This window comes from Luteococcus sp. H91, assembly GCF_038433135.1.
Taxonomy (GTDB): Bacteria; Actinomycetota; Actinomycetes; order Propionibacteriales; family Propionibacteriaceae; genus Luteococcus.
In genome coordinates this window covers 104,066-117,045 of record NZ_JBCDMV010000021.1, presented here as the reverse complement: position 1 = coordinate 117,045, position 12,980 = coordinate 104,066, and the positions used below count along the sequence as shown (strand labels likewise).

The 12,980-nt window shown below is 64.6% G+C and carries 10 protein-coding genes; 2 read left to right on the top strand and 8 right to left on the bottom strand.

Annotation, left to right across the window (positions count from 1 at the left end; all coding sequences use genetic code 11):
- Positions 1 to 61: 61 nt before the first annotated feature.
- Together AAEX57_RS11860 and AAEX57_RS11855 are read right to left on the bottom strand one after the other, a co-directional pair.
- Positions 62 to 3,235: a glycoside hydrolase family 3 protein gene (locus AAEX57_RS11860; RefSeq protein ID WP_342092339.1), complete on the bottom strand. Its 3,174-nt coding sequence runs from the start codon at positions 3,233 to 3,235 to the stop codon at positions 62 to 64.
- 240 nt (positions 3,236 to 3,475) lie between these two features.
- Positions 3,476 to 4,981, bottom strand: coding sequence for an amino acid permease (locus tag AAEX57_RS11855; protein ID WP_342092338.1), 1,506 nt, complete (start codon positions 4,979 to 4,981; stop codon positions 3,476 to 3,478).
- A gap of 213 nt (positions 4,982 to 5,194) precedes the next feature.
- Here AAEX57_RS11855 and AAEX57_RS11850 point away from each other — a divergent pair, with 213 nt between their 5' ends.
- Positions 5,195 to 5,677 (top strand): acyl-CoA thioesterase, encoded by a 483-nt coding sequence (locus AAEX57_RS11850; protein WP_342092337.1) that lies wholly within the window; start codon positions 5,195 to 5,197, stop codon positions 5,675 to 5,677.
- Between the two features lie 3 nt (positions 5,678 to 5,680).
- On the opposite strand, the gene AAEX57_RS11845 is transcribed toward AAEX57_RS11850, so the two are convergent.
- Positions 5,681 to 6,703, bottom strand: a complete 1,023-nt coding sequence (locus AAEX57_RS11845; RefSeq protein ID WP_342092336.1) for a lactonase family protein — start codon at positions 6,701 to 6,703, stop codon at positions 5,681 to 5,683.
- Positions 6,704 to 6,926: 223 nt separating this feature from the next.
- On the opposite strand from AAEX57_RS11845, the gene AAEX57_RS11840 reads away from it, so the two are divergent.
- A complete protein-coding gene (locus tag AAEX57_RS11840) occupies positions 6,927 to 8,162 on the top strand; it encodes a carboxylesterase family protein (protein WP_342092335.1) in 1,236 nt (411 codons plus the stop codon).
- 13 nt (positions 8,163 to 8,175) lie between these two features.
- On the opposite strand, the gene AAEX57_RS11835 is transcribed toward AAEX57_RS11840, so the two are convergent.
- The 5 genes from AAEX57_RS11835 to AAEX57_RS11815 are packed head-to-tail and all read right to left on the bottom strand — an operon-like array spanning position 8,176 to position 12,867.
- On the bottom strand, positions 8,176 to 8,484 hold the full coding sequence (locus AAEX57_RS11835; RefSeq protein ID WP_342092334.1) for a DUF202 domain-containing protein: 309 nt from the start codon (positions 8,482 to 8,484) through the stop codon (positions 8,176 to 8,178).
- A gap of 23 nt (positions 8,485 to 8,507) precedes the next feature.
- On the bottom strand, positions 8,508 to 8,867 hold the full coding sequence (locus tag AAEX57_RS11830; RefSeq protein WP_342092333.1) for a YidH family protein: 360 nt from the start codon (positions 8,865 to 8,867) through the stop codon (positions 8,508 to 8,510).
- The gene (locus tag AAEX57_RS11825; RefSeq protein ID WP_342092332.1) at positions 8,864 to 9,505 is read right to left on the bottom strand and encodes a cytidylate kinase-like family protein; all 642 of its coding nucleotides are present in this window, start codon (positions 9,503 to 9,505) and stop codon (positions 8,864 to 8,866) included. Before AAEX57_RS11825 ends, AAEX57_RS11830 begins: the two co-directional genes overlap by 4 nt.
- 13 nt (positions 9,506 to 9,518) lie before the next feature.
- Positions 9,519 to 10,940 carry a glycoside hydrolase family 1 protein gene (locus tag AAEX57_RS11820; RefSeq protein WP_342092331.1) on the bottom strand — a complete coding sequence of 474 codons (1,422 nt, stop codon included), beginning with the start codon at positions 10,938 to 10,940 and terminating at the stop codon, positions 9,519 to 9,521.
- 28 nt (positions 10,941 to 10,968) lie between these two features.
- Positions 10,969 to 12,867, bottom strand: a complete 1,899-nt coding sequence (locus AAEX57_RS11815; protein WP_342092330.1) for a beta-glucoside-specific PTS transporter subunit IIABC — start codon at positions 12,865 to 12,867, stop codon at positions 10,969 to 10,971.
- Positions 12,868 to 12,980 lie beyond the last annotated feature (113 nt).

The window sequence follows — 12,980 nt, the reverse complement described above, 5'->3', positions numbered from 1 at the left end:
CGCCGTGGCGCGGTACTCCCCCAGACCCCGGAGTTCCGCGGCCACCACCAGGGTGGGTGGATCAGCGTCGGCCGGTCACACCTGACTTGCTGCTCCAGATGATGCGCGGCAGGTCGAACTGGCCGCTGTAGGAGCCGGCGTCCATCCCCTTGACGCCCTGCAGCTGCGCCAGCTGCGCGAACTGCGAGGTCTGCATGGCCGCATCCAGCACCCGCATGGCGCTGCGCTGCAGGTCACCCAGCCGCAGCGCGTAGCCCTTGGCCGGGTAGTTGCCCTTCAGCACCACGGTGTAGGAGACCACGGGCGAGCTGTCGTCGCCGGGGGTCTGGCGCTGCACGTCGGCAATGCTGACGCCCGCCTTCTGCGCGGCCGTCATCCCCCCGAAACCGGTCGCACCCAGGATCTGCACCGTCTCCTTGTATGCCTCGTCCACGGAGGTGTACTTGGCTCGCGGCTGCGTGGTGATGTTGTTGACCTCGTCGGTGACCGTGATGGTCGAGACAGGCTGCTTGGCGATGCTGTCCGCGTTCACGACGGTCCTGATCGTCTCCGTCCCCGTTGCGTTCAACTGCCAGGATCCGGTCCTCACACTGGTGGAGGTGAACCCGTACTTCTTCATGGTGTTGCGATCCCACTGCGGCAGGCCGGCGACGTCGATGACGGGGGCCAGTTGCTTCACCGCACCGATCACCGCGTCGGCACCGTTCCCGGGTTCGATGAGGTCATTGCCGCCGTACATGATGGGGGTTGGGCTGGGGAGGTAGTTGGCCGAGGTCCAGTCGCTCATCACCATGCCCTGGAAGTCCCACTCGCCGCGCAGCACGTCGGTCAGCAGGTCGTAGTTCGCCACCGTGTAGGTGCCGTTGACCTTGTTGTAGGAGCTCATCACGGCCATGGGCTGGGACTGCTTGACGGCCAGCTCGAAGCCCTTGAGGTAGACCTCGCGCAGGGCTCGTTCCCCCACCACCGAGTCGCTGGTGGTGCGGTTGGTCTCCTGGTTGTTGGCCGCGAAGTGCTTCAGCGTCACGCCCACGCCGGGATTGGCCTGGACACCCAGGGTCATCTGGGTGGCCACCTGCCCGCTGACCAGCGGATCCTCCGAGTAGTACTCGAAGTTGCGGCCGTTGAGCGGGTCGCGGTGGATGTTCATTCCGGGAGCAAGCCACATGCTCACGCCGAACTCGTTCATCTCCGCACCGATGGCGACGCCGACCTTCTTCAACAGGGCCGGGTCCCAGCTCTGGGCCAGCAGGGTGCCGACGGGCCAGGCCGTCGTGTACTGGTAGCTCACCGGGCTGGTGGGCAGCTTCTGGATCAAGCGCAGGCCGGCAGGTCCGTCGGCGAGTACCATCCCGGGGATGCCCTTGGACTCGTAGAGCGGCGTCGTGTAGCCGGCGGCGCCGGCAGCGGTCAGGGTGCTTCCCTTGCGGTCCGTGCCCTCGACGATGTTGGCCAGTTGCTCCAGCGACAGGCCGGCGACGAACTGTTCCATGGTGATCTTGCCGGAGCGCACGTCGTAGAGCGTCGCATCGGCATTGGTGGCGACGGTGCGGGCCTGTTCACCGGTCTTGGACTGGTAGGCCTTTCCGGTACCCTCCCAGTCCTTCTGGCCCTTGGCCAGATAGACCGGGACCCGCGAGATGAGGGTGCGGTCAACCTCGTAGTAGGGCGAGGCCTCGTTCACGGCAAGGTCCTGCTCATACGGCGATGCGGAGTCGGCGGCCCGGAAGTTCCGAGGATTCAGCGCCACCTTGCGGGCCTTGGCGACCTCACGGGCCTCCCCGCGGTAGGAGTAGAAGTCCTGCGGGCTGGCGGTCAACGTCTCGTCCGGCATCGCGTCGTCTGTGAGTTCACTGTGCAGCCGTTCGGTGACGACGCGGCGCGGGAGGGCCAGTTTCGCCTCGACGTGGGTGCTGCGGGAACTGTTTCCCACACGGACCAGGTAGTTTCCAGCGTCCATGACGTAGGCCTGGGCATCCTCGTCGTAGCTGGACATCTCGGTGGTCCGGAAGCTGACGGTGACCGTCTGGGACTGCCCGGGCTTGAGGACGTCGGTCTTCGCGGAACCGGCAAGCTCCTGGTAGGGCTTGTCCAGGCCCTTGGTGGGCGCGGAGAAGTAGACTTGCACGACCTCGCGTCCGCTCGCGCGGCCGGTGTTCGTGACCTGTACCCGCACCCGCACGGTGTTCATGTCAGCCTTCACCTGCTTGGTGCGCAGGGCAAAGGTGGTGTAGCCGAGACCGTAGCCAAAGGGGTAGTTGACGACGCTGGCGGGCTTGTGGCCGTTGAGCGTGCGGTAGAAGGAATCGAAGTAGCGGTAGCCGACGTAGATGCCTTCCGAGTACTGCTCGTGCAGCGGGTCACCATCATTCTTGGCGAAGGACTGGGAGGCGGGGTAGTACTTGTAGGCGCTGGCCCAGGTGTCGGTGAGCTTGCCCGACGGGCTGACCGTGCCGTTCAGTACGTCGGCCAGCGCACGGCCGGATTCCTGACCGGCCTGGCTCATCAGGAGCAGGGAGTCCAGCGCGGTGCCGCCGCTGGGATCCGTGGCCCGGGCGTTGACCTGGGAGAAGAAGCTCGTGTCCATGATGCCGCCGGTGTTGAGCACCACGACGACCTTCTTGTAGTGCTTGCCGAGCACGGCCAGATTGGCCTTCTCGGTGTCGGTCAGCAGGTAGTCGCCGGCGCCGCTGCTGCGATCGGCACCCTCGCCGGAATTTCGGGCCACCACGTAGAGCGCGGTGTCGGTCTTCTTGATGGGCTTGGCGGTCTGGTCGGTCAGCGGCTGCTCCACCGAGGCATAGTCGATCGCCGGGGCGAAGATCACGCCGGGTTTCGGCGGGTACTTCTCGTCATAGGCCTTGACCAGCGCCTGGTAGTAGGCGTCGCTGGTGGTGATCCGGTATCCGGCCTCCTCCAGACCCTTGCGGACGTTAACCAGGTAGCGATTGTTCACCTGACCGGATCCGGTGCCGCCCTGGACGGTCTTGTAGGAGCCGACACCGAAGACGGCCACATTGCCCTTCCGGGGGATGGGAAGGGCACGGTTGCGGTTCTCGAGCAGGACCATGCCCTGGGTGGCGGCCTCACGGGAGAGGGCAGCGTGGGCCTGCTCGAGGGGAGTTGGGTCGGGCGACGGGTTGGCGGCCTGGGCCGGGGCGATGCCCAGTCCGAGGCTCGTACCGCACAGCGCGGCGGCAAGGGGCAGGGCTGACCTGCGACGGGTTCTACTCACGGTGCTGCCTTTCGCAAGGGTCACTCATCATTGGGTGACCGGCAAGTGGGGGTACGTCGGCACCTCGGGACCCGGGCCTCCATGGCGGGGGTGAGGGAGGTGCTGACCCTTGGAATGCTGCCAGCACAGGGTTCTGACCGGAAGGTAGTTTCGTGAAATGTCGTGTATCTCACCTATCGCGGGCGCAAGGATGCCCCAGCTCCGGGCGGGTGCCGGGGCTGGGGCATCGGGTTTGCAAGGTCAGGGGATCAGGTCGTAGGCGACGTCGTCCGCGGTGTCGGTGCGCGAAAGATCGGCCGTCGCAAGATCCACCGTCGGGGCCTTGGTGACCAGCTTGTGCCCCGCCCACAGAGCCAGGAAGATCGGCAGACCCAGGTAGGAGGCGAACAGCCCCTTGACGTCGACGTCGCCCAGGAAGGCCTGGTAGTTCTGGCCGGCGACGACGATGGCACACATCGACAGCGCCACCAGCGGCCCGAGCGGGAACCAGCGTGCGCGGAAGGGCAACTCGTCGAGCGAACGGCCCTGGGCGACGAAGGCGCGACGGAATCGGTAGTGGCACCAGGCCACGCCCATCCAGGTGATGAACCCGGCCAGGCCGGAGGCGTTGACCAGCCACAGGTAGGCGCCGCCGTCGCCGATCAGGCTGGCGATGAAGCAGAAGGCGCCGATCACGGTGGTGGCCAGTAGCGCTGCCAGCGGCACACCACGTCGGGTGGTGCGGCCGAAGAGCTTGGGGGCCTTGCCGGAGCGGGCCATGCCGTAGAGCATCCGGGTGGAGACGTACATGCCGGAATTGCCCGCGGACAGGATGGAGGTGAGGATCACCGCGTTCATCAGCGATGCCGCCCCGGCGATGCCGGCCCGCTCGAAGATCAGGGTGAAGGGGCTGACGGCAATGTTGTCGATGTCGGCGCTGAGCAGCCGCTCGTCGGTGTAGCTGATCAGGAAGCCGACCACGGCGATCGCGCCAATGTAGAAGAGCATGATCCGGTAGAAGACGGCCTTGATGGCGCGCGGGATGGACTTTTCGGGGTGCTCGGCCTCCCCGGCGGCGACGCCGATCATCTCCGTTCCCTGGAAGGAGAAGCCGGCGATCATGAAGATGCCCAGCATGCCCTGCCAGCCGCCGACGAAGGGGGCCTCGCCCCTGCTCCAGTTGCTGAAGCCGGGGGTCTGGCCGCCCATGATGCCCAGGATCATCGCCAGGCCGATGACCAGGAAGACGATCACGGTGACCACCTTGATGGACGCGAACCAGAACTCGCTCTCGCCGAAGGTGCCGACGCTGGCGGCATTCAGCAGGAAGAGGATGCTCAAGAAGATGGCCGACCAGATCCAGGCCGGGACGTCGGGCAGCCAGTACTTCATCACCAGCGAGGCCGCCACCAGCTCCGCGGCAACCGTGATGGCCCAGTTGAACCAGTAGTTCCAGCCGGTGGCGAAGCCGAAGGAAGGGCTCACATAGCGGGTGCCGTAGGCCTCGAAGGAGCCCGCCACCGGCAGCCAGGTGGACATTTCGCCCAGCGACTGCATCAGCAGGTAGACCATGAAACCGATCGCGGCATAGGCCAGCAGGGCGCCGCCCGGGCCGGCGGCGTTGATGGTCTGGCCGGAGGCGACGAACAGGCCGGTACCGATGGCGCCGCCGATCGCGATCATGTTCAGGTGCCGGGCGCGCAGACCGCGATGCAGCTGGTGGTCCTGCGCCCCGCCGGGCGGCGTCTGGGTCTGGCTTTCGCCCATGGGATGTCCTTCTCGAAGTGATGGGTTGTCACGCGGGTGACCCGGGGACGTTACCAAATGGCGGTGCCGTCACGCCTGCCATCCCGCCCCCAGTTCAACAAGATTTTCATCCCATACCCAAGTCGGCCGGCATGAGAATGCAAAACCTTTTGAAAAGATCGACTTCTGTCGAAGAATTCACTGCCAGCCACCGAGGGGGCTAACATCTGTGCTGTGCCGAACCCGATGAACTTCCATTCCCGCAAGTGGGTCAAGCCCGAAGACCTCAACGCCAACCAGAGCCTGTTCGGCGGCAGCCTGCTGCGCTGGATCGACGAAGAGGCCGCGATCTACGCGATCATCCAGCTGGGCAACGAGCGCACCGTCACGAAGTACATGAGCGAGATCAACTTCGTCTCCTCCGCGCGCCAGGGCGACATCATCGAGATGGGCCTGGCCGTCGTGAACTGGGGCCGCACCAGCCTCACGCTGAAGGCCGTCGTGCGCAATGTCTTCACCGGCGAGGTGATCATCAAGATCGACAAGATCGTGATGGTCTCCCTGGGCGACGACGGCGAGCCGAAGCCGCACGGCTACAACAGCGTCACCTTCAAGCGCGATCGAGTGCCGCACCGGCTGGCGTCGCGACGCGCGCACGACGCCCCGCCGGTCGCGACCGTCGAGGACGACGCCGATCCGTTTGCCGAGAGCTTCTGAGGCTCAGTCGCTGACCACCCTCGCCCAGTTGGCGCCCTTCCCGTTGGGCGCCTGGGCGACGCGCACCAGCTGACCGTCATCCTCCAGCCGGAACAGACTCACCTGATCCGACTTCTCGCCGGGGCAGAGCACGTGGTTCCCGTCCGGGGTGACGCAGAAGCCGCGGGGCTGCTGCTCTGCCTCGATCAGGCAGACCGGCTCGGCCAGGGTGCCGTTGTCGGCCACCGGCAGCACGGCCAGGGTCGATTCGGTGCGTTCGCTGACCACCAGCCAGCGTCCTTCCGGGCCAGCCAGGTGCAGGTCGGCACCCCAGACATAGTGGTTCTGGATCGGGTCCTCGTCGATCACGCTGGGCTTGAGCCCGCGGTCGGTGGCATGCGCGACGACGCGTTGCTGCAGCGCCAGGACGCCGGTGTGCGGATCGCGGGCGTAGCGCAACACCTCCCCGGTGAATTCCGTGACCACGTAGAGATTGCGGCCATTCCCGGAGGCGATCACGTGCCGCGGGCCGCTGCCCGCGGGGGCGGCAACCGTCGGGGTTGACAGGGGATCCAGCCGGCCGTCGTCGGTGAGCCGGTAGCAGGCAACCAGATCCTCACCCAAGCTGACGAAGTAGCAGTAGCCGTCAATCTCCAGCACGCTGTGCAGCCGCTGGTGCTCGATCGCGGCGGTGGGCTCGCCCAGGACGCCGTCGGTGAGCGGCCAGACCATGCCGGCGCCCGCGCCGTAGTCGGCACCCAGCAGGTAGCGCCCGTCGGCGGTGACCCGCAGGTAGCTGGGGTGGGTTTCCAGGGGCCGCTGCGCGGTCTGGGCCCATTCGCCACTGGCCGGGTCAAGGCTCAGCGTGGCCACCCCAGTGGGCTCCTTCAGCGAGACATGGGCGCGGCGCTCACTGGCGTCGATGGCCATGGCGGAGACCCCCTTGCCGATCTGGCTGGTGGCCAGCGGCGCGAGGGTCTCGCCGTCGAGCGTGAAGGTGGTGATGGTGCCGTCAGCGGCGCAGGTGGTGCTCGCGATCTGGGTCATGCCATCAGCCTATGAGCAGACCGACACCCCCGGCCATCACACCCACATCCCGATGTCGGCAGTTGATCAAATGCCCCACTCCAGCGAGGCGCTTTTCCTTGCATGTCTGAAGAAGCGAGATTATCCACATCCTGTTGACCGATCGGTCAGAGCCGACCTACGGTCGGTGTCACCACAACAACCAGTGCCGTCAACATGACGGCTGGCACCCCTTGGAGCTTCAATGAAGAAGTTGCGCAGTTTGAGTCTGGCCATGGTGTCCGCCCTGGCCCTGACCCCTGCCCTGACAACCCCAGCGCAGGCCGCCGCCAGCACCGAGTTCACCCTGGATGCACAGGTGATCGACGGCGGTCAACAGGTGGTCTCGGTCACGCTGGAGACCACCCGCTACCGGATCAACCCCCGCAGCCTCGGAGTGAACACATTTCGGGTGCACGCAACCGGCCGGAACCCGTATGCATCGCTGTCCCCGAGCCAGGTAATGGGAACCTACGACCGTGACCGGACCATCACGAGCGTCTCGCTGGATCGCGACGGGGACATCGTGATCAAGATGGTCCGCGGCGAGGACGCCCCGGCGGCCTTCACCTTCGGCTGGTCCCAGGAGCAGAGCCGCAACATCATGCTGGACCTCAACTACTCGATCACCCAGCGCTTGCCAATCAAGCTACGCAACGGCCGCCAACTGAAGCTCAGCCAGATCAAGCAGGGCAAGTTGGTGGACAAGGAAGTGGACGCGTTCTCCCACGGAGCGACGGATGACGGCCTCAAGTATCGCCTGTTCACCCCGCACCAGGCCCGACCCAAGAACCCCCGCCCACTCATTGTCTGGTTGCATGGCGGTGGCGAAGGTGGCTGGGCCAAGGCCTACAACAATGACCTCCCGCTGATCGCCAACCGGGGCGCCCTAGCCCTCAGCACCGCCAAGGCGCAGAAGGTCTTCAAGGGCGCCTACGTGGCGGCTCCGCAGGCGGACACTCGCTGGCTGGACAACCCGACCATGGGCTACGCACCCCGAGTGAAGGCCATGATCGACGAGCTGGCCGAGCAGTACGACGTGGATCGTCGCCGGATCTACGTGGCGGGCCCCTCGAACGGCGGCTACATGACCATGCGGATGGTGGCGGACTACCCCAAGCTGTTCGCCGCCAACGTCACCATCTGCCCGGCCCGGGTCTACCAGGACAAGGTGATGGTCAGCGATGCGGACATCCGCAAGATGCGCAAGACACCGACCTGGATCGTTCAGGCGACCAACGACCAGACCCTGCCGTACAAGCCCAATGGCCTGTACACCCACCAGGTGCTGGGCAACTCGACGCTGACGAGCTACCCCGATGTGGCTTGGAATGGACACACTTTCCCTGGCCACTTCTCTTGGGTCTACGTTGCCCGCAATGACCCGGCCAATGCCAAGGGCCAGCACATCTGGCAGTGGATGGCCCAGCAGCACCGCTGAGCCAAGCACCACATCATGTGGCGATCGCCACGAGACCAAGGATGGCCGCCGCGACCGACGTGACGAAGATCCGCGAACCATCAGGCAGTCGAGTCTGGCGCTGATCGATCAGCGCCAGACTCGTGTCCTGATAGCGCCGTCGCCCTCGAGCGATCAGCCACAAGCCGTAGAGCACCACACCGGCGGTCGGCCCTGCTTGAGTCGGATCCACTGGTCGCTTATCGACGCCCAAGATGACAAGGGAGCACGCCAACAACGACAGAGCGCACCTGTCCCAGGCGAGTGCCGTGCGCTCAGGCTGTAGACCCCGGTCCCACGGCACCGTGAATCCTCGGGCAGGTCTGGTCACTGCAGAACCACACCAATGCCCACCAGGACACCCGCCATGACCACACACCCCGCGATTACCAAACCGTGCACCATGGACGGAAGTGGCATCCCCAAACGAAGAGCCCTCTCGACCCGCTTCCATCCCGCCCACGCCTGGACCGGAATGAACGCCCCCACGACAATCAGAAGGACTGAGGCTGCAATCCGACAGTGTGGTTCAAGCGCCAGCGCGAAGGATTCAAGCGCCACCCCGAGCGAGATCATGCCGAGCCCAAAGGTGATCCAAGCCAGAAAGGTCCGTTCATTGGCGAGGGTGAAGCGGGCATCGGGTTCCTCTCCAACCAAATACACAGAGCTTGGGAATCGATGATTCACCGCGCCCCTACCCCGACATACCGTGAAACCAGTTCTTGGGCCTGCACCTCGTCGATCCCCGTGGGGCTGATGGCCGCCGTCAGAATCTCAGCAGACTTCTCCCGGGAAATCCTCCCGGAATCCAACACCAGGTCATAGCCGTCTACACCTCCCCACGGCGTCGACGAGATCGCGTCGTGGTAATTCGCCCGGCTGCGGTCCTCCCGGGAAATTCTTTCCCGTACGGCCTGCTCGCTGGCTTCGAGCAACTCCGGAAAGTGCGGATCGAGGCGCGCGCGTGGGATCCGGGCACTCGGATCGCTGCAGCGCACCATCGTCGAGAAGACATCATCGCGTTCCGCTAAGAGGTGGGCGCCAGCACGCTCATGGATCAGGCAGTCACCCTCCGTGGCAGCCACCCGGACCGCGTCGGACACGGCGGCGCTGACCCGCAGGAATAGCCCGTCACCGCGCAGTTCTTCGGGGCTCGAGTCAGCCGCGGTGGCGTCGACTTCTGCGAGCACTTCGGGGGTCAGCCAGCCCTGCCCGGACAGGGCACACAGCTCTGGTCCCTCGATCAGGTGCATCCCCGCCTGTTGACCGACGATCACCGAGATCCACCGCCCCATGGCGCAGTATTGGGAATCGATCACGACCACCCGAACCCGATCCTCAGGCTTTCTCATCATCTTCCTCCAGCGAAGCCCCATTGGTGGCGATCACCTGCTGATACCAGTAGAAGGAGTCTTTGCGACGCCGGTTGAAACTCCCCCGGCCATGGTCGTCCACGTCGACGTGCACGAAGCCGTAGCGCTTCGACATCTCCCCGGTGGAGGCCGCCACCAGGTCAATCGGACCCCATGCTGTGTATCCGATCACTGGCAGTCCATCGAGCTCAATCGCCTTGTGCAGTTCACGCAAGTGAGATTTCAGGTAGTCGATCCGATAGGGATCGTGGATGCTGCCGTCCGGGTCAACCACATCGAGCGCACCGAGGCCATTCTCGACGATCATCATCGGTAGCTGATAGCGGTCCCACATGAGATTCAATGAGTAGCGCAGCCCCTGGGGATCGATTCCCCAACCCCATTCCGAGCGTTCCACATGTTCGTTGCGATACCCGGTCTCAATGCCATTGAGCCCCTTGAAGATGCCCTGGGTCTTCTGACCCGTGACGTGAGTCATGTAGTAGCTGTAGGTGAGGAAGTCAACCGTCCCCCGCCTGAGGGTCTCCAGATCTCCCTCCTGCACAGGGAGCTGAATTCCCAGACGCTCCAATTCCTTCAACTTCTGCGGCGGGTAGTAGCCATGGCACATCACGTCGGCGTAGAACAGCATCTGCTGCATGAACCGCATCGTGCCAATCATGTCCGAGGGGTCGGGCGATGCCGGGTAGGCAAAATGGCCGCAGTACATCATCCCGACCTTGTTTTCCGGGTCGATCTCGTGCGCACGCTGCACCACCAGCGCCGAGGCCAGGAACTGATGGTAGACGGCCCGCATGCGCACCCCCTCGTCGTCGGAATCGATTCCCGCGGAAACCCAAGGCTGGGTGGACATGCAATTGATCTCGTTGAAGGTCAACCAGCGGCACACCCGCCCCTTGTACCGCTCCAGCACGGTGGTTGCGTAGCGGACGTAATGGTCCACCACCTCCTGCCCCTCCCATGAGCCGTACTTCTGCAGCCCCAGCGGCGTTTCGAAGTGGGACAGGGTTACGAGTGGCTCGATGCCGTGCTTCTCCAGCTCGTCAAAGATGCGATCGTAGAAGGCCAGACCCGCCTCATTGGGCTTCTCGTCGTCCCCATTGGGGAAGATCCGGGTCCAGGCGATGGACAGGCGATAGACCGTGAAGCCCATCTCGGCCATCAAGTCGATGTCCTCCACGTAGCGGTGGTAGTGGTCCGATGCAGTATGCGAAGGGTAGAAGCGGCCTGGCTCGACGCCCTTGGTGATCTGGCGCTTTCGGACGCCGCGTGGCCCAAGATCCATCACGTCGGCGGTGGACAACCCCTTGCCATCCGCATCGTAGGCACCTTCGAACTGATTGGCGGCGGTGGCGCCGCCCCACAGGAAGTCGCTGGGAAATGTCATGGTTGATTAATCCTCTGGTTCCGCGATTTCAGACGGTCAGGGTGAGAATGGTGTCGCCCACGCGGACGCGGCCATTGGCGACCGGCCGGACCGCACCGAAGCTCTTGCTGTTGGTGATAACGACGGGAGTGGTCAGGTCATATCCCGCTGCAGCAATAGCCTCGACGTCGAACTCCACCAGCAGGTCTCCCCGGGTGACGCGATCTCCCTTGGCGACATGCGTGGTGAAGTGCTCCCCCTGGAGTTGCACTGTGTCCAACCCCACATGCATGAGCAGTTCGGCCCCGGCGTCGGTGGCGAGACCCACCGCGTGCCCGGTGGGGAACATGACGGTCACAGCCCCGTCCGCGGGTGCTACGAGACGCCCCTCGGAGGGGACAACCGCGACCCCCGGGCCTAGGGCCCCCCGCGCAAAGACAGCGTCCTTGACGCTCTCCAATGGCAGCACCTCGCCTGCCAAGGGCGACTGGATCTCCGTATCCATGGGACCAGCAACAGCTGGCAAGGCCGAACTGTCTTCCGCAGGGCCCGGGACGGAAGCCTTGGCAGCGTCCGCGGACTCGTCGATTCCCCAGACCAGGGTGATGGCAAAGGCGGAGGCGAAAGCCACGGCCACCCCCACCACCGCCCAGATGAGCACGGACAGGTTGGCGGGATTCTTGGGATCGATGTAGCTGGGAAGTGCCAGCAGCCCGGGAGCCACCTGGGCAAAGCGCCCGACTCCCATGAAACCGATCAACAAACCGCCAATCCCTCCACCAATCATGGCTGCGATCAGCGGGCGCTTGAAGCGGAGGTTGACGCCATAGAGTGCCGGCTCGGTGATCCCGAGCACGGCCGTGAAGCCCGAGGATCCGGCCAAGGACTTGGTATTGACATTCTTGGCGCGAAGGGCAACTGCCAGGGCAGCCCCACCTTGGGCAACATTGGAGACGAGCATGCCGGGGCCAACCACCGGGTCCTTTCCCGTCGTGGCAAGCAGATTGATGCCGACGGGAATGATGCCGTAGTGCATTCCGGTCATGACCAGCAGTGGTGTGAAGGCGCCCATCAATCCGGGCACCAGCCAAGGGGCTGTCTGACTGAGGGAGGTGACTCCCGAGCCCAGGGCCATGCCGATCCAGTTGCCCAGCGGCGCCAGGCCAAGAAAACCCACCAGACCAACGACGAAAGATGTGAGCAACGGTGTGCTCACCATGTGCACGGCTTTCGGCATGATCTTGTTGGCCAAGGGTTCCACGTAGCTCTGCAGCCAGACCATCAAGAAGATGGGAATCACGGATGAGGCGTAGTTGACGGGCTGAACGGGAAGTCCGAACACCTCGATTGTTGGTCCGCCTGTCCTGGCTGCCGTGACCATCTGGGAGAAGGCCGGGTGGATCAGCATCGCCCCTAGTGCCCCCGCCACATAGGGGTTCACCTTGAACTTCTGGGCCGCCGACACTCCCAAGAGGACCGGGAGGAAGTAGAAGGCAGCGTCGCCCATGAAGTTGAGGAAGACGTAGGTTGGCGACTGCGGCGTCAGCACCATGGTCGCCAGCAGGATGGCGGCAACCGCTTTCAGCATGCCGCCGCCCACGATGGCCGGGACGATGGGGAAGAAGGCCCCGGCAATGATCCCGAGCACGCGCCCGACGATGCCCTGTTCGGGATCTTCCACCTGATCGCCGGAGGGGGCACCGGCTCCGACCGCGTCGGAGACCTCCCGATGGAGGGCCTGGACACCGGGCCCGATCACGATCTGGTACTGGCCGCCCTTTTCCACGACGTCGACGACGCCCTTGACCGCAAGCAGCGCGGTGGTGTCTGCGAGGGTCGCGTCGGCCAGCTGGAATCTCAACCGAGTGGCGCAGTGACCCACCGAGACCACATTCGACGGCCCACCGACCTTCTCGACGATGCTGGCCGCAAGGTCCTTGTTCCCCATGCTGTCCTCCTTGATCCGATGGGATATGGATCGATCCTTGACCAGTCACCAACTGGTGTGAAGCAGGCGGACAGCTTCCCGAACAACGTTCCGGGAGAGTTCAAACTGGAAGC